Source organism: Alteromonas sp. K632G, from assembly GCF_017653625.1.
Classification (GTDB): Bacteria; Pseudomonadota; Gammaproteobacteria; order Enterobacterales; family Alteromonadaceae; genus Alteromonas; species Alteromonas naphthalenivorans.
The window spans coordinates 1-18,412 of the sequence record NZ_JAGGDM010000012.1 but is presented as its reverse complement, the minus strand read 5'-3'; the positions used below and the strand labels follow the sequence as shown (position 1 = coordinate 18,412).

Sequence of the window (18,412 nt, the reverse complement as noted above, 5' to 3'; positions counted from 1 at the left end):
ATATTTGAAAAAAGTAAGAAGGGCGTTTAACAGCCCGCGTCACATTTAAGGTTGTTTAGGGCATCGCTAATATAGTCAGCGTTGTTTGTGGCAGATAAATGAATCACTTCTTTGGCCCAGGCAGGAAGCGCTGGGTTGAGGCGGTAATAAACCCATTTACCACGTCGGTCGTCAACCACTAGCCCGCATTTACGTAAATCGGCCAGATGACGGGATATTTTGGGTTGGCTAAGATTGAGCGCGTCAGTTAAATCACACACACAAAGTTCGTCTTTAACACAAAGCATAAGCAGTGTTTTTAGCCGAGTTTCTTCCGCTAAACATTTAAACAATGAAAGAGGTGAAAGCGAAACGCATGAAGTAGAAGTTGCTGCAGTCATCATTTATCTCAAATACGCTAAATCATATATGTTGGAATCATATATGAATTTTCGTATATGTCAAACTCAAATGAATTCTTACTATGCTCGTGGTGATGTCGCTACCAAGATGTAATTAGAAATTATTGTTCAAGAGGCTCTATCTGAGGCGTTACAGAGGTAACGAGTTGAGCATTGTGGGTTTGGTTAAAGTCATCTATCACGGTATTAATAAATTGAAACCAGGTTTGATTCGGTTGCCAAATTGCCAGTAAGTCTTGTTTAGCCGATAGCTCTGATTCACCTAATGCGGTAATGCGGTACAAATAGGTAAATACGGCACCTCGCCAATTCAATTTACAATGAGTAAGCACCTTATCATCGGCTGAATTTGCTTGAGCCATATAGCCCGTATACTCTTTGAAATTGGCAAGGGTGGGGTGTTCCCATTCAACTTGAATGTTGTGATAGTTAAGCGATAGTGCTTCAACCATTAGCTGTTCTTGCCCTCGCTCGCCGGGAATGAGATCTATAACCCTACTTATCCCCTCGTCTTTCAATAATTGAAAATGCGCAGCAGAAGGCAAACCTGAGCTCACCATGTGTTCGTTATTAACTTGGTAATTGGTGAGTGATTCTAGGGTTACCTCTGCCTGGGGCGCAGCTACTGTTGCTGTATTTTGCGCTGCACTTTGCGCTGAATTGGTAGTAGAGACAGTGGTTGTATCAACTGCCACTGTTTGGCCCATAGCGACCACTGTTGTAGATAGAACAATAGACAAAGAAAAGAGAGTTACAATTTTATATTTCATAGCAATTATGATTACCAAGTAGCACTTATTTATAAAGTGTAGACTGCGCTAAATAACAAATAAATACAATTGCGTGGTTACTTTGCGGCTTTTAGATTTGGGTTAAACATATTCAAATACTTTCTGCTTAGCCATATAGTAAAAGGGACACCGATCAAACTTGGCAATACCCAACTTCCTATCTGAAGCAAGGGTAGGCTTTGAAATAGGTTGCGGCCACCGAAAGCGAAAAATGCTGTGTAGGCTCCAATGCCTGAGCCAATAATATGCCCGATGTGTTGAATCACCCATGCTCCTTTAGCAATGTCTTTTTTGAATGCATATCGCACAATGCCAACGCTGTTAAATAGTGCGATAGGCGCAAAAATTTGAGTCAGCGTAATGTTGTATTTTATGCCCTGATACAACGCGATACTGGCTACAACAAATAGTGCAGTAGGTAACCATAAATATTTAACCTTCCGAAGCTCGCCTCGGTTAACTTTTACCTCTAAGACTCTTTTAGCGTGCCTGACATTATTCCAAACCAGCAGGCTTAGCATGAGCAAGAAAATATACTGGCCTTGAAGGTAAGCAAGAAAGTACTCCACAGATTCAAAATGCGCCGGCATCGTCGGAAAGATGAGAAGGGGAGCAAGCAGTACTAATGATGAGCTAACTACACCACTGACTGATGTCAGCGTCATTGTGGCTAGGTAAACATTACCTACCTTTTTATGTTGTTTTCCGCCTTTTTTGGTAAAACATGGCCCCCAAAAAAGTAGCAGTGAAATTGCACCACAAATAATGTGAAATAGAACGATAGCGCTGTGAATGTTTTGCATGACTTACACCTTAAATATTTGATGTAGCCAGTTTGCCGATATCTTCTGTTTAGTATTAGTGCCGAAGGTCACAAGATAAAAAGTGACTTTTGGCCTATGTATTTTTCGTAGCTTAAGTTAATAATAGGTTTATGAAAATACTCAGTTTTATGAATATAGAGCGAGCAAGCGCCTTAGTAACATGGCTGTTTGTGAGTAGCTCTGCGCTTTACTACGCATTTAGTCAATATGGTGTCTCATCCCACAGACCGTGGTTGATTGTTGCCGCAGCAGTTGGGCTAGCGCTGTGCTTTAGTGTGGTAACTAGGCGGGACACGTCGCTTCCTTCTTGGCGTATTCCGCTATTAATTGTAATGTACTTATTGGCAGTAGGGAGTTTGCTTTTACTGCCTTACAGTTATCTCGCTATATACTTAGTGGTATGGTCGGCATTGCTACCTTATTACTTAGGGTGGAGAAAATGTTTGGCTGTTTCAGTATTAGCGGCTTTACCTTTAGGGGTGATTCACACCTTCTATTGGCAAGATCCCTACGCATGGCTAACGGCCGCACTGTTTTGGACATTTAATTTATTTGCCATGATGATGTCGAATGTAGCTATTAAAGAAAAGTCCGCCAGAGAGAAATCTGAAGCACTAAATCGACAGTTAACCAGTGCCCAGCAACTCATTCACCAAGCCGGTCGACAAGACGAAAGGCTGCGCATTGCCAGAAATATACACGATGTATTAGGGCACCACTTAACCGCGCTTACCATCCACTTGCAGGTGGCTTCACATAAAGCCAAAGGTGCTGGGGAAGATGAAGTAAAGACCCACGTAGACCAGTGTCACAGCTTAGCAAAGTTGCTTCTATCAGATGTGCGAGAAGCGGTTTCTGATATTCGCGAAAACGCCCCATTAGATTGGCAGCAAGCGGTAAGGGCATTATTTAAAGACTTACCGCGTCCAAGCCTTCAATTATCTATTGCCGATAATGTCAGCATTGAAGATGTCACGACAGCAGATATCTTACTTCGCTGCGTACAAGAAAGCTTAACCAATACCATTAAGCATACGCAGTCTGCGCAATTACAAGTCACCTTAGATAAAAGCGAAAAAGGGTATTCATTAACGCTGCAAGATGAGCAAGTGCCTACGGCAAAAACAATTCAGTTAGGTAATGGGTTGACGGGGATGTCGGAGCGAATTGAAGAGTCAGGTGGTTCGGTGAAATTTAGTTTTAATAAACATGGGTTTTTTACGCATGTGTTGTTGCCGGAGCCAGTATGAGTATTCGTGTTGTATTAGTTGAAGATCAAATGTTAGTGCGACAAGGGATACGCTCCTTGTTGGCATTGGATGATAGTGTAGAAGTCGTGGCCGAGTGTGATGACGGTGCTTATGTTATTGATGCACTTAATGCTAATAGTGCAGATATTGTATTGATGGATATCCGAATGCCCGAGATGACGGGTATTGATGCTTTGCGTGCAATGCGAAAACATAACATTGATACCCCCGTTATTATGTTAACCACATTTGACGATCATGAACTGGTTACTCAAGCGATGCAGTCGGGGGCGAAAGGGTATTTGCTTAAAGATGTCTCACTTGAAACCTTAATTGACGCAATTAAATCCGTCGTTAATGGGGAAACCCTTATTCAGCCCAGTGTTACCGAAAAAGTACTAAAAGGGTTGCACGGGTTAGAGGTTAGTTTCGAGTCATTTGAACAACCAGAAACCTTGAGCCCAAAGGAAATTGAGATCTTACGTTTAGTGGCCGCTGGCTACAGTAATAAAGAAATATCTGAAGCTATGTTTAAATCAACCGGTACGGTTAAGAATCAAGTGTCTGCCATTATGGCGAAAATGGGCGTGAGAGATAGAACACGAGCCGTGCTAAAAGCGCTAGAGTTAGGGTGGTTATAAACATAAAAAGGCCTGCATTAGCTAATGCGGGCCTTTTAACACTTAAACACAGTTTGTTAGAAGCTAAGCGCTATTTATCCATGTGCACAACAGAACGAATACTTTCGCCTTTATGCATTAAATCGAACGCATCATTGATGCCATCAAGCCCCATTGTGTGTGTAATGAATTCTTGTAAGCCAAATTCACCCTCTAGGTAGCGTTCAACAATACCCGGTAGTTCAGAGCGACCTTTCACACCGCCAAAAGCAGAACCACGCCATACTCTGCCAGTTACTAACTGGAATGGACGAGTAGATATTTCCTGGCCAGCACCCGCTACACCAATAATAACTGATTCGCCCCAACCTTTGTGGCAGCACTCGAGTGCTGAACGCATCACATTCACGTTACCGATACACTCAAAAGAGTAATCTACGCCGCCGTCGGTCATTTCAACTATCACTTCCTGAATAGGTTTGTCGAAATTTTTAGGGTTAACAAGGTCTGTAGCACCAAGTTGCGTAGCAAGGTCGAATTTACTTTCGTTAATATCAATACCAATAATACGACTAGCGCCCGCCATACGTGCACCAATAATAGCTGAAAGCCCAATGCCGCCTAAGCCAAATATAGCAACGGTATCGCCTTCTTTTACCTTAGCAGTATTAAGCACAGCGCCCATACCCGTGGTAACGCCACAGCCTAACAAGCAGACTTCTTCAAGCGGCGCTGATTTGTTCACTTTAGCCAGTGAAATTTCTGGCAATACGGTGTATTCAGAAAAAGTAGAGCAACCCATGTAATGGTAAATTGGCTCACCATCTTTCGAAAAGCGGCTGGTGCCATCAGGCATTAAGCCTTTTCCTTGAGTTTCACGAACCGCTTGGCATAAGTTTGTTTTGCCAGACGTACAGAATTTACATTCACCGCATTCCGCTGTGTATAAAGGAATAACATGGTCGCCTACTTCAACAGACGTCACCCCTTCACCTACCATTTCTACAATACCGCCACCTTCGTGGCCAAGTACTGAAGGAAACACACCTTCTGGATCATCACCTGAAAGCGTAAATGCATCGGTATGACACACGCCGCTGGCAACAATACGTACTAGTACTTCGCCTTTTTTTGGAAATTCAACATCAATCTCTTCCATCTTTAACGGTTCACCAGCGGCCCATGCAACGGCTGCTTTGGACTTAATATGTGTCTGACCATCTTTCAATGCTAATGTCATGGCATGCTCCTAAATAAGTGTAAGTAAACAACACGATGTCGTTACCTTTAATTTCTTACGTTATGAAATAGATTATAGACCTGAGGCGTGACTTTATAAATACAGATTTGGTAATTCATTATTACTTGAGTGTAATAATGTGTTGGTGTTTAATTGTAAGTTAACTGGCGTCTTCTAGTGAGTGTTTATCCCCATAGCGCCATGCTAAAAAACGAGAATCTGTAAAGGTATAAACGATGACATGGGAAGGTATTGTAGAATTTTGTGCAGTAGCGAGTACAGGCAGCTTTACTGCGGCTGCTGCTAAATTAAATACGTCGGGCGCGCAAATAAGTAGAAAAGTCGCCAATGTGGAAAAGCGTTTGGGAGTGAAGTTATTCAACCGTACCACCCGAAGTGTGTCACTCACTCAAGCAGGACATATTTATTTTGAACAATGCCAACCAGCACTAAAAGCGTTAGAAGAGGCTGAGCTCAATATTAGCCAACTTCAAAAAGTACCCCAAGGGCTGATTAAACTCACGGTTCCGGTCGCTTTTGGCGAAGCTTTTATCGCCCCGCTTATTAATCAGTTTTTAAAAAAATACGAAGGTATAGAAGTAGAGTGTCGTTTTACTAACGACACCATGGATATTATTGATGAAGGTTATGACCTTGCCATACGCATAGGTAATTTAGAAGATTCTACGTTGGTGGCCAAAAAGCTGGCTACTCGACAGCTATATGTATGCGCCAGCCCTGAATATTTAAATGCCTTCCCTGCACCGAAGCGTACCGACATGCTCAGCGAACACCAGTGCTTAGTAGGATCTCAGCCCCTTTGGCGGTTTAATCATGAAGGGCAAGTGCAAACCGTGCGTGTGAAGGGAAGAGTGAAGTATAATAGTGGTAATGCCTTACATCATGCTGCATTGGCCGGACTGGGTTTAGTACAGCTGCCAGGATTTTATGTACGTGAGTCGTTAGCGGCAGGCAAGTTAATAGAAGTACTATCATCATATCGAGACAAGCGAGAAGCGGTATGGGCATTGTTTCCATCGAACAGGCATTTAGTGCCAAAAATACGCTTGTTAGTTGATTTTTTATCTGCGAAATTAGTTGATGATGAATAGTTCTTACTACCCGAATCTAGCATTGCTTGATTGATTATCGCTTAAATCGAAACGTGAAATACTTTGTGTTTCACTTTTTGCAATACAGTATGGTGAAAACTGCGGTTGACAGATAGACGTCTATACGGCAAATTGACCCTATGAAAACGATTCTTCTTATTGGCACCACCAGCATTATGATTACCACCTTAAAACGGGCGGTCGCTGGCTAGTGCAAGTAAGCATAAGACAACGAAAGCCCGCCCTCACAGAGAGCGGGCTTTTTTTTACTCACGTCATCGTAACCGATTTAAAGCAGTAACCTGGCGTAACCGATATAGGAGCAGCACATGAAAGTCTTAAAGTTTGGGGGCTCATCACTTGCCGACGCACCGCGCTACTTGCGCGTGAACGACATTAGCACGGCCACCCACCAAACCGATGGCGCTGCAGTGGTACTTTCTGCCCCTAAAGGGGTAACGAATGCATTGTCACTTTTATGTGAGCAGGCAGCCGCTGGCGAAGATTTCCACCCTCTATTTGAAAAATTAACGTCTACCGTGACCGGTATTGCTGATGCACTAAACGAAGAGCTCAGCGGCTTCGCACACGCGGATGTTACCGACTTCATTCTTGCGCAACTGCGTGTACTTAATCAACACCTCGATGGTATTAAACTATTAGGTGTTGCACCTGACAATATTGCCGCAGGTATTTTAAGTATTGGCGAGTACATCTCGGTAACGTTATTTAGCGGTATCTTAAGCGCTAAAGGCGTGAAAAATCGTATTATCGACCCGGTGACTTACATTCTTGCAGAAGGTGAGTACCTAGACAGCATTGCTGATGTTTCGTTAAGTAAAGCGCGCTTTACCGATGTGCCTATCGATGGTAGTGAGTTACTGGTCATGCCTGGGTTTGTTGCGGCTAACGAAGCCGGTGAAAAAGTTACGCTTGGTCGCAATGGTTCTGACTACTCAGCGGCTATCTTAGCAGCTTGTATTGATGCGAGTTGTTGTGAAATTTGGACTGACGTAGACGGTGTTTACAATGCCGATCCGAATCAAGTTGAAGGGGCGGTATTGCTTGATAAGCTTACTTATCAAGAAGCCATGGAGCTTTCGTACTTTGGTGCAAAAGTACTTCACCCGAAAACTATCGGCCCCATTGCCCAGCATCATATTCCATGTTTGATTCGTAATACGCTGAACCCAGCGGCGCCTGGTACGTTAATTAGTAATGAAGCCAGCGAAAAGTGGACCTCGGTTAAAGGTATCTCTCAACTTGATAATGTCACTATGTTCAACGTGGCAGGCCCTGGTCTTAAAGGCATGGTTGGCATGGCAAGCCGTGTTTTTGAGGTGATGTCGAATGCGAATATTTCAATAAGCCTAATCACTCAGTCTTCTTCTGAATACTCAATAAGCTTCTGTATTCAAAGTAAAGATGCTGATCGCGCGTTAAGCTTGTTAGAAGATGCCTTTGCGCTAGAGTTGCAAAACCAATTGTTAGACCCTATCGAAGTGCGCCATGACTTAGCGATTGTTACCTTAGTGGGTGACGGTATGCGTCATGCGAAAGGCTTGGCGGCACGCTTCTTTAACTCGTTGGCGCAAGCCCGCGTTAATAACGTGGCGATAGCACAAGGCTCATCAGAGCGTTCTATTTCAACAGTTATCGAAAACAAGCGGGCGAAAAAAGCGGTTAAGGTTATTCACCAGAATTTTTTCTCAGACCGCCATACCATTGATGTGTTTTTGGTAGGGTGCGGTAACGTGGGTACTGAGCTTTTAAGCCAAATAGCAAAACAACAGCCAGCTTTACTTAATCGTAATGTACAGCTGCGGGTATACGGTATTGCGAATAGCCGTAAGTTGTTACTTAACAGTCAAGGCATAGATTTAAGCCAAGACTGGAAGCCAGCATTAGATGCGGCCAGTGAAGGGCTTTCCGTTGAACGTTTACAACAGTTTGTGGACGAGAACAGCTTGGTAAACCCGGTCATTGTGGATTGCACTAGCCACGATGCTATTGCTCAGCAATATGTAGACATGATGGAAAATGGCTTTCACGTAGTGACACCGAATAAGAAAGCCAATACCAGTTCACTAGACTACTACCGTAAGTTGAAGAAAACAGCATTATCTACGAATCGTCAGTATCTATACGAAACTACGGTAGGCGCAGGATTACCGGTAATCGACAACCTTCAAAAACTATTCAGTGCAGGTGATGTATTACACCGTTTTGAAGGCATATTATCAGGCAGTTTGTCTTACGTATTTGGCAAGTTGGAAGAAGGAATGTCGCTATCTCAAGCGACAAGTACAGCGAAAGATAATGGCTATACCGAGCCAGATCCTCGTGATGACTTAAGCGGAATGGACGTTGCCCGTAAGCTTCTTATTATGGCCCGTGAAGCAGACTTAAAGCTTGAGCTTTCTGATATTGAAATAGAATCGGTATTACCTGCTGGTTTTGCTGAAGACTGTTCCATTGAAGAATTCATGACACAGTTGCCTGAACTTGATGCTGAATTTGCTAAGCGTGTAGATGCTGCAAAAGCCGAAGGAAAAGTACTTCGTTATATAGGTAGCATTGAAGGCGACAAGTGTAAGGTAACGATTCAAGCAGTGCCTGCGTCTAACCCATTATCGCAAGTGAAAGACGGCGAGAACGCGTTGGCCATTAACAGTGATTATTACCAGCCTATTCCTTATGTTATTCGAGGCTATGGGGCAGGTGGTACAGTAACGGCTGCGGGGGTATTTGCTGATATATTACGTACTATGCCTTGGAAGCAAATGGCACACTAATTGGCTTTTTTAACGTTAAAGAGCCACTGAAGTTTAAAGAGTAATTAAAGAAAAGTATTATGAAAGCATTACGAGCATATGCGCCAGCATCTATTGGCAATGTAAGTTTAGGGTTTGATGTATTAGGCGCCGCACTTGCCCCTGTCGATGGTTCGCGCTTGGGCGACGAAGTCGATATTGAAAGTGCAGATACCTTTTCGTTAACCACGGTTGGCCCTTTCGCACACAAATTGCCTAGCGACGCAGACAGCAATATTGTGACTCAATGCTATCACTACTTTTGTGCGCAAATGGAGAAAGTCGGGAAAGCGACTTCACCAGTGGCGATGATTTTATCGAAAAACTTGCCAATAGGCAGCGGTTTGGGGTCGAGCGCAAGTTCTATTGTTGCCGCTTTTGTCGCATTAAACGCTTTTTATGATTATCCCTTCGATGAAGACACTTTATTGACCATGATGGGTGAACTAGAAGGGCAAATCAGCGGTAGCATTCACTACGACAACGTGGCGCCATGTTATGTTGGCGGCATGACATTGATGACTGGGGCAACATCTCCTGTAACCTTATCGCTGCCTTTAGTGAAAGACTGGTATTATGCTATTTGTTATTCTGGCATTAGCGTATCTACGGCGGCCGCCCGTGACATATTACCCAAGCAGGTTGATATGGCCACGGCGCTCACTTTTGGTCGCCAGTTAGGGGTGTTTGTACACGCCTTGCATGCAGGTGAAAATGATCTTGCTGCCTCGGTAATGAAAGATGTAATTGCAGAACCGTATCGTAAACAGTTACTGCCGGGTTTCGATGAAGCAAGAGCCTTCAGCGAACAAGAAGGCGCGTTAGCCTTTGGTATTTCGGGTTCCGGCCCAACCGTATTCGCCGTATGTGACAGTAAAGAAAAAGCGCAGCGTATCGTTGCCTATTTAGACGAACACTATATTCAAAATGAAGATGGCTTTAGCCATGTGTGCCAAATCCCTGAGCAGGGAACCACGGTTGGCCCTATCGCTTAATGAAGTGATACAGCAGCTAGATGTTACGGCACAACGATAAAAGGTATTAAAACGTGGAATTGGTTAATTTAAAAGACGCACAGGACACTGCCTCATTCTCTGAAGCAGTTAAAAGAGGGTTGGGTAAACAACAAGGTTTGTATTTCCCTACTCATATCCCGAAACTAGACAACATTGACGAACTGCTTGAAATGCCGTTCGCGGAGCGCAGCATAGCAGTACTGCGTGCCATTATTGGTGATGAGCTTAACAATGGCGAACTAGAAGATATTGTGAATACCGCATTTGCTTTTGGCGCGCCGGTAGAGCAGGTAAGCGACAATATTTATACCTTGGAGCTTTTCCACGGACCGACATTGGCGTTTAAAGATTTTGGTGGTCGCTTCATGGCGCAAACCTTATCAAGAATTAGTGAAGGTAAACCAGTCACTATTCTTACCGCCACTTCTGGTGATACAGGTGCTGCGGTAGCGCATGCGTTTCACGGTATTGAAAATATCAATGTGGTCATTCTTTTCCCTAAAGGCAAAATTAGCGCCCTGCAAGAAAAGCTGTTCACCACTCTTGGTGGCAATATCCATACAGTAGCTGTTGAATCTGATTTTGATGAATGTCAGTCCTTAGTAAAAGCATCATTCGACGACCCAGACATCCGTGAAGGTTTACACCTTAACTCGGCTAACTCGATTAATATCAGTCGCTTGCTAGCCCAAGTATGTTATTACTTTGAAGCGGTAAGCCAATTACCTAAAGATAAGCGTGATCAACTAGTTATCTCTGTACCAAGTGGAAACTTTGGTAACTTAACCGCCGGTATGATTGCAAAATCAATGGGCTTGCCAATTAAACGCTTTATCGCTGCCACTAACGCTAATGATACTGTGCCACGCTATTTAAAAACTGGCGAGTGGGCGCCGAAGAAGACTGTCGCTACTATGTCGAACGCGATGGATGTTAGCCAACCTAACAACTGGCCGCGCATTGAAGCCTTAATCGAGCAGGGCTATGTTGATAAAGGCTGCTTAAAAGGCGAAATGGTAGATGAAGAGTACACTCAGCTAGCTATGCGCCAATTAGCGCAATTAGGCTATACCAGTGAGCCTCACGCCGCTATTGCTTACCGTGCAGTTAGCCACGATTTAGAAGACGGCGAAATTGGCCTATTCTTAGGTACTGCGCATCCTGCGAAATTCCGCGAAACGGTAGAAAACGTGCTGGGCACGCCTATTAGCTTGCCTAAGCCGTTAGCTGATGTAGCCGGTGAAGACAGCCTTGCTGTTGATTTGCCTGCATCTTACGATGCGCTTAAACAGCACATGTTGGATTTACTAAAAGCGTGACCACATGGGCACAAGCATTGGGCAGTGAAGAAGATAAGCCTTACTTCAAAGCCCTAATGCAAAAAGTAGAATCTGAACGTGAAGCGGGTAAAGTCATTTACCCGCCTTCAGAAGATGTATTTAACGCCCTGACGATGACACCGCTAGAAAAAGTAAAGGTGGTGATATTGGGGCAAGATCCTTATCACGGCCCACATCAAGCTCATGGCTTATGCTTCTCGGTATTGCCAAACATTAAAACACCTCCCTCGCTGGTTAATATTTATAAAGAATTAGCCAATGATATTACCGACTTTTCCATTCCGAACCACGGCACGCTTACCTCTTGGGCCGAACAAGGTGTACTGCTGCTTAATACCGTGTTAACGGTAGAGCAGGGCAAGGCGAATAGTCATGCCAAGTGGGGATGGGAAACTTATACTGATGCGCTAATAGAGGCAATTAACACGCACGCAGAAAACGTGGTGTTTTTATTGTGGGGCAGTCATGCACAAAAGAAAGGCAAGCATATCAAACGCACTAAGCACTGTGTGCTACATGCGCCACATCCGTCACCGTTATCAGCCTACCGAGGCTTCTTTGGCTGTCACCACTTTAGCGACACCAATGCCTACCTAGCAAGCAAAGGACTTTCACCCATTCTTTGGCAGGTATAGTTTCTGGCAGTTGTAGCCTATTGAAAGGATCGCGGTTAACAAAAGGCAAACGTTAGGCGTCGTTCTTTCGCAACTTTGAATGCCGCTTTGAAAGTAAGAAGCCAGAAAGTAAAAAGGCCGCCTGTTATTAACAGGCGGCCTTTATATTATCTTTCCAGTGTTTCTAACTCGTATTCGAAACCACAATCGAGTTCAGAGAGCTCCTTTTCCAGTTTGAAGCGATCTTGAAGCGCTTCAATCTCTCTCCACTTGCGTTTTTTACTTTTTGTTTTCGCTGGGCTTGCTTCAATATCTAACATGGCAAATAAGTCTGATTTGTCCACTGGGATTCTCCTTTTTATTACCACTACAACAATACAGAGTTTGGTATTTATTCCCTCTGTATAATTTTGTATCACAGCCACAATTAAAATAAAACAAGTAAATTTACTTTTTATTAACAAATTGTGACAGTATGATGACACAGGTAGATATCGTCAGTGTGTTTAGCAAAACAGTTAGCAGGTTACATACTTAGCAGCAAGTTAGCTTGTACGTTCTTATTTTCTGCCAATAAAAACGGCCGGGGGTAAGCCGGCCGTTCAGTTATTATTTGCACCAAATTTGAGTGATTACATCACTCGGACTTCCTTATTTTGGTGCATTCGCTGCTCTGAAACGGGCAATCAATTGTTGGGTAGATGCGTCAAAACTTTCTTCTTCTGCATTTCCCTGAATGCCTGCTAGTACTTGGTTGCCCAGTACTTTTCCTAACTCTACGCCCCATTGGTCGAATGAGTTAAGGTTCCAGATAACACCCTGAACGAATACCTTATGCTCATACATTGCAACTAGTGCGCCAAGTGTCTTAGGCGTAAGGCTATCAAACATTAAGGTGTTACTAGGCTTGTTACCCGGCATCGTCTTGTGGGCCGCCAAACGAGTACGTTCCGCTTCGTCTAAGCCTTTGCCTTCTAGGTCGGCATAACACTCATCAAAGGTTTTGCCTTGCATAAGCGCTTGCGCTTGGCCAAAGCAGTTAGATGCTAACATCGAATGATGTGTGTCATCTTGGTTAGGTACATTCAACGGCAACATAAAGTCAGCTGGAATAACCCCAGAGCCTTGGTGAATAAGCTGATGGAAGCTGTGCTGGCCGTTAGTACCTTCACTACCCCAAATAATAGGCCCTGTGGCGTAATCTACGGCTTCGCCGCCTTGAGTGACTTGTTTACCATTACTTTCCATATCAAGCTGCTGTACATAAGCAGGTAAGCCGCGAAGGTAGTGGTAATAAGGAAGAAGTACTTGAGACTGTGCATCGAAGAAATTACGATACCACACGCCTAATAGTCCAAGTAATACAGGTAGGTTTTGTTCTAACGGGGCTGTTTTAAAGTGCGTGTCCATGTCGAACGCGCCTTCAAGTAAACCTTTAAAGTTTTCAAAACCTAACGCTAAAGAAATAGGTAACCCAATTGCTGACCACAAAGAATAACGGCCACCAACCCAATCCCACATAGGGAAAATATTATCTTCTGCTATTCCGAACTCAGTGGCCGCTTTTACATTTGAAGACACGGCAACAAAGTGCTTCGCGATATCTTCTTGCGTGCCGCCAGATTTTAAAAACCAAGCCTTGGCAGAAAGTGTGTTTTGCAATGTTTCTTGCGTAGTGAATGACTTAGAAGACATCACGACAAGGGTTTCTTCATGATCGAGTTTAGTTAACACATCATGAATATGGCAGCCGTCAACGTTAGCCACAAAATGAACCTTAACCGTCTCAACCGTATGAGGTTTTAGGGCTTCGGTCATAATTTTAGGGCCAAGGAAAGAACCGCCAATACCAATCGCAACAATATGCTTCACAGATTTGCCTGTGTAGCCTTTATGTTCGCCACTGTGAACTAATGCAGTGAAGTCGCGAATTTTATCAAGGGTGGCACGTACTTCGGGCATGACGTCTTCGCCATCAACCATTACAGGTGAATCAGAGAAGTTACGTAACGCGGTATGAAGAACCGCACGACCTTCAGTGCTGTTGATTTGCTCACCGTTAAACATGGCGTCGCGGGCGTCATCTAACTTACATGCACGGGCTAAATCGAAAAGTGCACCTAACGCGTGTTCGTTTACGCGGTTCTTAGAGTAATCAAGAAAAATGCCGCACGCTTCTAACTGCATTTTTTCAGCACGCTTAGGATCAGCCTTAAACCAATCACGCATGTGTGCATCTTTCATTGAAGCTGCAATTTGATTAAGTGCTTGCCATTGTGGCAATGATGTTAGTGTACTCATTTACTAATTCCCTGTGGTTTATGCACTTAACTTTTCACGAAGCATCACTTCGAGCTTGTCTTGGTCTGCTGCGAAGTTGCGGATACCTTCAGAAAGCTTTTCAGTTGCCATGGCATCTTGGTTCATTTCCCAGCGGAATTCAGACTCGGTCAAACGATCGCCAGGGGTTTTAGTCGCGCCATTATCTTTAAGCTTAACAGTAAGTTCGCCCGGTTCATTGGCAAGCTCTTCTAATAAAGCAGGGCTTATAGTTAGGCGATCGCAGCCCGCTAATGATTGGATTTCACCAATGTTGCGGAAGCTTGCGCCCATGACTACCGTGTTGTAACCGTGTTCTTTGTAGTAGTTGTAAATACTGGTAACCGACACCACACCTGGATCTTCATCAGCAGCATATTCAGTTTTACCAGTCGATTTTTTGTACCAATCTAGAATACGGCCTACAAACGGTGAAATAAGATATGCGCCAGCTTCAGCACAAGCGCGCGCTTGGGCAAAGCTAAATAATAAGGTTAGGTTGCACTGAATACCTTTTTTCTCAAGTATTTCGGCAGCCTGAATGCCTTCCCACGTTGATGCCATTTTAATTAGAATACGTGATTTATCGATACCAGCATCTTGATAAAGTTGAACAAGACGCTCGGCTTTTTCTACGGTGGCATTTTTGTCGAAAGACAAACGGGCATCTACTTCCGTAGAAATACGACCTGGGATAGAGTCTGAAATCTCTTTACCAATAGCCACAGCAAGTTTGTCGGATGCATCGATAAGCTGTTGATCGCTATCAGATGATTGTAGTTTAGCCCACGCTACTGAGTCGTCGATTAGGCTGGCATACTGAGGCAAGCTGGCGGCTTTTAACAACAAAGATGGGTTTGTTGTTGCGTCTACTGGCTGGTATTTTTTAATTGCGTCGATATCGCCGGTGTCGGCAACGACCGTGGTGATCTCACGTAACGAAGCTAGCTGGTTGCTCATAATTCTCTCTAATCTTAAATTAAAAAACTCGGACGAATTGCCGGAAAGGCAAGTCGTGTAAAGCGGTTCGCTTTTGCGTATGTAGGGCGTAATTGTTTGATAGGTTCAAACGTTTGCGTATTTGGGTATAGTTATACCAAACCCGTGTGACAATTTATAGCGCAGACACGGGAAATACTGGCTAATCGGATTTCTCTGTTACGTTGATTTATGGGTTTTTAATGCTAAATTCAACCTCAACTTTTTCACAGTGGTATAATAAAGCCTGAAAAAGATAAGGAGTCGAAGATGTTAGTTGTAGTATCCCCAGCGAAAAACCTAGATTTTGAAACCCCCATTGAGGTGGATGATTTCACGCAGCCTACCATGCTTCAAGACACAGAGCGTTTGATGGAAGTGTGCCGTACCCTTTCGCCAGCCGACCTTTCTTCGTTAATGAAAATTAGTGACAAGTTAGCCACACTTAATGCTAATCGATTTGCTGAATTCTCTACCCCTTTCACTGCTGATAATGCGCGACAAGCCATGTACGCATTCAATGGTGATGTATACACAGGGCTAGACGCTAATACACTAAGCAATAAAGCCGTTAGCTATGCCCAAGACCACTTGCGAATTTTGTCAGGCCTTTACGGTTTGTTACGCCCATTAGATTTAATGCAAGCATACCGTTTAGAAATGGGTACCAAGCTTGCTAACCCGGAAGGTAAAGACTTGTATGCGTTTTGGGGGAGTCGTATTACTCAGGTTTTAAACGACGCCATGCATGCGCAGGGTGATAACGTTTTGGTGAACCTTGCTTCTAATGAATACTTTAAGGCCGTTAAGAAAAAAGAACTTGAAGGTATGGTGATTACACCTGTCTTTAAAGACTATAAAAACGATCAATATAAAATTATCAGCTTTTTTGCCAAAAAAGCTCGTGGATTAATGGCAAGATATATTATTGAAAACGAAGTAAGTGATGTTGAAGGGTTACAAGCTTTCGACAGTGAAGGTTATGTTTATAGCGAGTCACAAAGTACAGCCACTGAATTAGTCTTTTTACGACGCCAAGACGCATAAGCTGTTTGCACCGCGTTTTGGCTTCAATATGGCTTTATGCTGTTAAATTGAAGTATTTTAAACGCGGAGCACGCAATGTATACACTTTATGGATACCCGAAAACGCGGTCGGTAAGGGTGGCATGGGCTTTAGAAGAAATTGGCTTACCTTACGAGTACAAGGTGGTGAATTTAAAAGCCGGTGAACACTTAAACTCAGCATTTAAAACACTTAATCCGGCCACTAAAATTCCTGTATTAGTCACTGAACAAGGTGCCCTTTCTGAGTCAGGTGCCATAGTGACCTTCTTAGCAGAAAAGCATGCAATGGAAGAGTTTATTCCTGCATCAGGTACATTTGAACGTGGGTTGTATGAGCAAATGATGATATTTGCCGTTAGCGAACTAGAGCAGCCCTTATGGAGTAAAGCAAAGCATACCTTTGCTTTACCTGAGCAGCATCGTATTCCCCAGATGCAAAACACAGCAGCGTGGGAATTTGATCGAGCGTTAACAGCGTTCTCGCTACTTCTTAATGACAAAGAGTATGTGTGCGGCAGTTTGTTCACAATGGCCGACATCGTGACAGCCCAAGTGTTGTCATGGGCAAAAGGCAGTGAGCTAGACCTAAAGTTCGGCAATGTAAAGTCATATGCTGAACGGGTGTTGTCTCGCTCGGCCTATGAAAAAGCATGGCGCAATGAAGTTGCGCATTTGGCTAAGGCGGATGCTTAAGCCTGCTTTATGAGGCTAGTGTTGATAGCTCGTCTTGATTGCTCGTTTTGAGAAAGGACGCAGAGCGATGTAGCCACGGGTTAAATAGTCAGCCCAGTTTTGCGCCATTAGGCACAGGTTTGTCGGGGCTGACTAACACCACACCATCTTCACGATAGAAACCTGTCACCAAGCATTCTGACATAAATGGGCCTATTTGTTTGGGCGGAAAGTTAACTATAACCACAATTTGCTTTCCCAATAATTCTTCAGCTAGATAGTGTTCAGTTATTTGAGCACTGGATTTAAGCGTTCCAATATCCTCACAAAAATCAATAAGTAGTTTGTAGGCTGGCTTGCGAGCCTCAGGAAACTCGCTGGTTTCAATAATTCTTTAATAATTGTACCTGTTCTTTGAATTTGGACACCCATAGTTCTGTATAGCAATTTATAGACACCCACGTATTTGAAGGCTAGACGAACCTACTTCTTTAGCCTATTAAATATGAACAAGCGTCTATCTAGCAGACCCTCTATTTAGCAGACAGTCACAAATGCAAGGTTCAAAAAGAGTTTCACCCATGAGTCTCATCAATATTCTCACCACTAATGGACACCCACACTTTTTTAGCTTTTAAACCTTCCTTTACGTTTCACTAGCCCATACTAGGCAATTGTTCTCCACAACCTAATGAATGAAATGAAAGTATTTTGTAATTAAATTGTTTGAATGTTAAATTGGTATTACATTAATTCTTCGTTGGTAATGTTTTTTGGTATTTTATCTCTGCTTTTAAATGCATCCTTGATGGTTTATTGGTAAAGCCGTTTGTTGTTATGGAAGAGATTCGTATCAAGCAAGTACCGCATAAGAAGTACGCTTAACATATAATTTAAAAGGTTTTTTATGAAAGTTATCATTCAACGAGGAAAGTGCAGTAATGCGGCTATGTTGCTCATACTTTCAATATTTAGTGTTGGTGCTATCGCAGATGACGTTCCCGCTGATAAATTTGATTTAAGTGAGTGGAATATTACGCTACCGACTGATGAGAATAATGATGGGAAGCCAGATAGTGTGTCAGTAAAAGACATCCAAGATTTTTCCCATCCTGACTTTTTTTATGTGGACGAAAACGGCGGCATGGTTTTTACGTCTCCAAACAAAGCGCTGACAACCGCAAATTCCAGTAACACCCGTAGTGAACTACGTCATATGTTGCGTGGAAAAAGTACACGAATTAAAACTAAGTCTCCTAAAAACAATTTTACTGTAGCTAGGGCCTGTTGATCTTTGCTGCATATATTTCACTCAGCAGTACATGGGTAGCCACATCATCGAAAATGCCAGTGA

17 protein-coding genes and 1 pseudogene are annotated in these 18,412 nt (G+C 43.4%); 10 read left to right on the top strand and 8 right to left on the bottom strand.

Annotated features, from left to right (window positions below):
• Positions 1 to 26: 26 nt before the first annotated feature.
• The 3 genes from J5X92_RS12605 to J5X92_RS12595 all read right to left on the bottom strand — a co-directional run bounded on the left by J5X92_RS12605 (position 27) and on the right by J5X92_RS12595 (position 1,995).
• Entirely contained in the window at positions 27 to 380 is a 354-nt protein-coding gene (locus tag J5X92_RS12605; protein WP_208805923.1) for a metalloregulator ArsR/SmtB family transcription factor, read from the bottom strand.
• Positions 381 to 502: 122 nt separating this feature from the next.
• Positions 503 to 1,171, bottom strand: coding sequence for a protein tyrosine phosphatase family protein (locus J5X92_RS12600; protein ID WP_244360738.1), 669 nt, complete (start codon positions 1,169 to 1,171; stop codon positions 503 to 505).
• Between the two features lie 77 nt (positions 1,172 to 1,248).
• Positions 1,249 to 1,995: a hypothetical protein gene (locus J5X92_RS12595; protein WP_126873811.1), complete on the bottom strand. Its 747-nt coding sequence runs from the start codon at positions 1,993 to 1,995 to the stop codon at positions 1,249 to 1,251.
• 131 nt (positions 1,996 to 2,126) lie between these two features.
• Here J5X92_RS12595 and J5X92_RS12590 point away from each other — a divergent pair, with 131 nt between their 5' ends.
• Both J5X92_RS12590 and J5X92_RS12585 read left to right on the top strand, forming a co-directional pair.
• The gene (locus tag J5X92_RS12590) at positions 2,127 to 3,266 is read left to right on the top strand and encodes a histidine kinase (RefSeq protein WP_126873810.1); all 1,140 of its coding nucleotides are present in this window, start codon (positions 2,127 to 2,129) and stop codon (positions 3,264 to 3,266) included.
• On the top strand, positions 3,263 to 3,907 hold the full coding sequence (locus tag J5X92_RS12585) for a response regulator transcription factor (RefSeq protein WP_126873809.1): 645 nt from the start codon (positions 3,263 to 3,265) through the stop codon (positions 3,905 to 3,907). Before J5X92_RS12590 ends, J5X92_RS12585 begins: the two co-directional genes overlap by 4 nt.
• A 70-nt stretch (positions 3,908 to 3,977) precedes the next feature.
• Here J5X92_RS12585 and J5X92_RS12580 read toward each other — a convergent pair whose 3' ends face one another.
• Complete coding sequence (locus tag J5X92_RS12580; protein WP_126873808.1) at positions 3,978 to 5,126, bottom strand: S-(hydroxymethyl)glutathione dehydrogenase/class III alcohol dehydrogenase; 1,149 nt, start codon at positions 5,124 to 5,126, stop codon at positions 3,978 to 3,980.
• 236 nt (positions 5,127 to 5,362) lie between these two features.
• Here J5X92_RS12580 and J5X92_RS12575 point away from each other — a divergent pair, with 236 nt between their 5' ends.
• The 5 genes from J5X92_RS12575 (at position 5,363) to ung (ending at position 12,042) form a co-directional block, all read left to right on the top strand.
• Positions 5,363 to 6,238, top strand: a complete 876-nt coding sequence (locus J5X92_RS12575; RefSeq protein WP_126873807.1) for a LysR substrate-binding domain-containing protein — start codon at positions 5,363 to 5,365, stop codon at positions 6,236 to 6,238.
• Between the two features lie 329 nt (positions 6,239 to 6,567).
• On the top strand, positions 6,568 to 9,033 hold the full coding sequence (gene thrA, locus J5X92_RS12570) for a bifunctional aspartate kinase/homoserine dehydrogenase I (protein ID WP_126873806.1): 2,466 nt from the start codon (positions 6,568 to 6,570) through the stop codon (positions 9,031 to 9,033).
• A gap of 59 nt (positions 9,034 to 9,092) precedes the next feature.
• Positions 9,093 to 10,046, top strand: a complete 954-nt coding sequence (thrB, locus tag J5X92_RS12565) for a homoserine kinase (protein WP_126873805.1) — start codon at positions 9,093 to 9,095, stop codon at positions 10,044 to 10,046.
• Positions 10,047 to 10,099: 53 nt separating this feature from the next.
• The gene (thrC, locus tag J5X92_RS12560; RefSeq protein ID WP_126873804.1) at positions 10,100 to 11,386 is read left to right on the top strand and encodes a threonine synthase; all 1,287 of its coding nucleotides are present in this window, start codon (positions 10,100 to 10,102) and stop codon (positions 11,384 to 11,386) included.
• Positions 11,383 to 12,042, top strand: coding sequence for a uracil-DNA glycosylase (gene ung, locus J5X92_RS12555; protein WP_013782889.1), 660 nt, complete (start codon positions 11,383 to 11,385; stop codon positions 12,040 to 12,042). Before thrC ends, ung begins: the two co-directional genes overlap by 4 nt.
• 146 nt (positions 12,043 to 12,188) lie before the next feature.
• Here the strand turns inward: ung and J5X92_RS12550 are convergent, their stop codons facing one another.
• The 3 genes from J5X92_RS12550 to tal form a co-directional block, all read right to left on the bottom strand.
• The gene (locus J5X92_RS12550) at positions 12,189 to 12,365 is read right to left on the bottom strand and encodes a DUF3545 family protein (RefSeq protein ID WP_013782890.1); all 177 of its coding nucleotides are present in this window, start codon (positions 12,363 to 12,365) and stop codon (positions 12,189 to 12,191) included.
• Positions 12,366 to 12,672: 307 nt separating this feature from the next.
• Positions 12,673 to 14,322, bottom strand: coding sequence for a glucose-6-phosphate isomerase (gene pgi, locus J5X92_RS12545; RefSeq protein WP_126873803.1), 1,650 nt, complete (start codon positions 14,320 to 14,322; stop codon positions 12,673 to 12,675).
• Positions 14,323 to 14,340: 18 nt separating this feature from the next.
• Positions 14,341 to 15,300 carry a transaldolase gene (gene tal / locus J5X92_RS12540; protein ID WP_013782892.1) on the bottom strand — a complete coding sequence of 320 codons (960 nt, stop codon included), beginning with the start codon at positions 15,298 to 15,300 and terminating at the stop codon, positions 14,341 to 14,343.
• Between the two features lie 288 nt (positions 15,301 to 15,588).
• Between tal and yaaA the strand changes: the two genes are divergently transcribed.
• Entirely contained in the window at positions 15,589 to 16,365 is a 777-nt protein-coding gene (gene yaaA / locus J5X92_RS12535; RefSeq protein WP_126873802.1) for a peroxide stress protein YaaA, read from the top strand.
• Positions 16,366 to 16,440: 75 nt separating this feature from the next.
• A complete protein-coding gene (locus tag J5X92_RS12530) occupies positions 16,441 to 17,079 on the top strand; it encodes a glutathione S-transferase family protein (RefSeq protein WP_126873801.1) in 639 nt (212 codons plus the stop codon).
• 88 nt (positions 17,080 to 17,167) lie between these two features.
• Here J5X92_RS12530 and J5X92_RS12525 read toward each other — a convergent pair whose 3' ends face one another.
• Positions 17,168 to 17,446 (bottom strand): tRNA-binding protein, encoded by a 279-nt coding sequence (locus tag J5X92_RS12525; RefSeq protein ID WP_348272399.1) that lies wholly within the window; start codon positions 17,444 to 17,446, stop codon positions 17,168 to 17,170.
• Between the two features lie 561 nt (positions 17,447 to 18,007).
• Between J5X92_RS12525 and J5X92_RS12520 the strand changes: the two are divergent.
• Positions 18,008 to 18,328, top strand: a pseudogene (locus J5X92_RS12520) (polysaccharide lyase family 7 protein); the annotation flags it as partial.
• Positions 18,329 to 18,412: the final 84 nt, after the last annotated feature.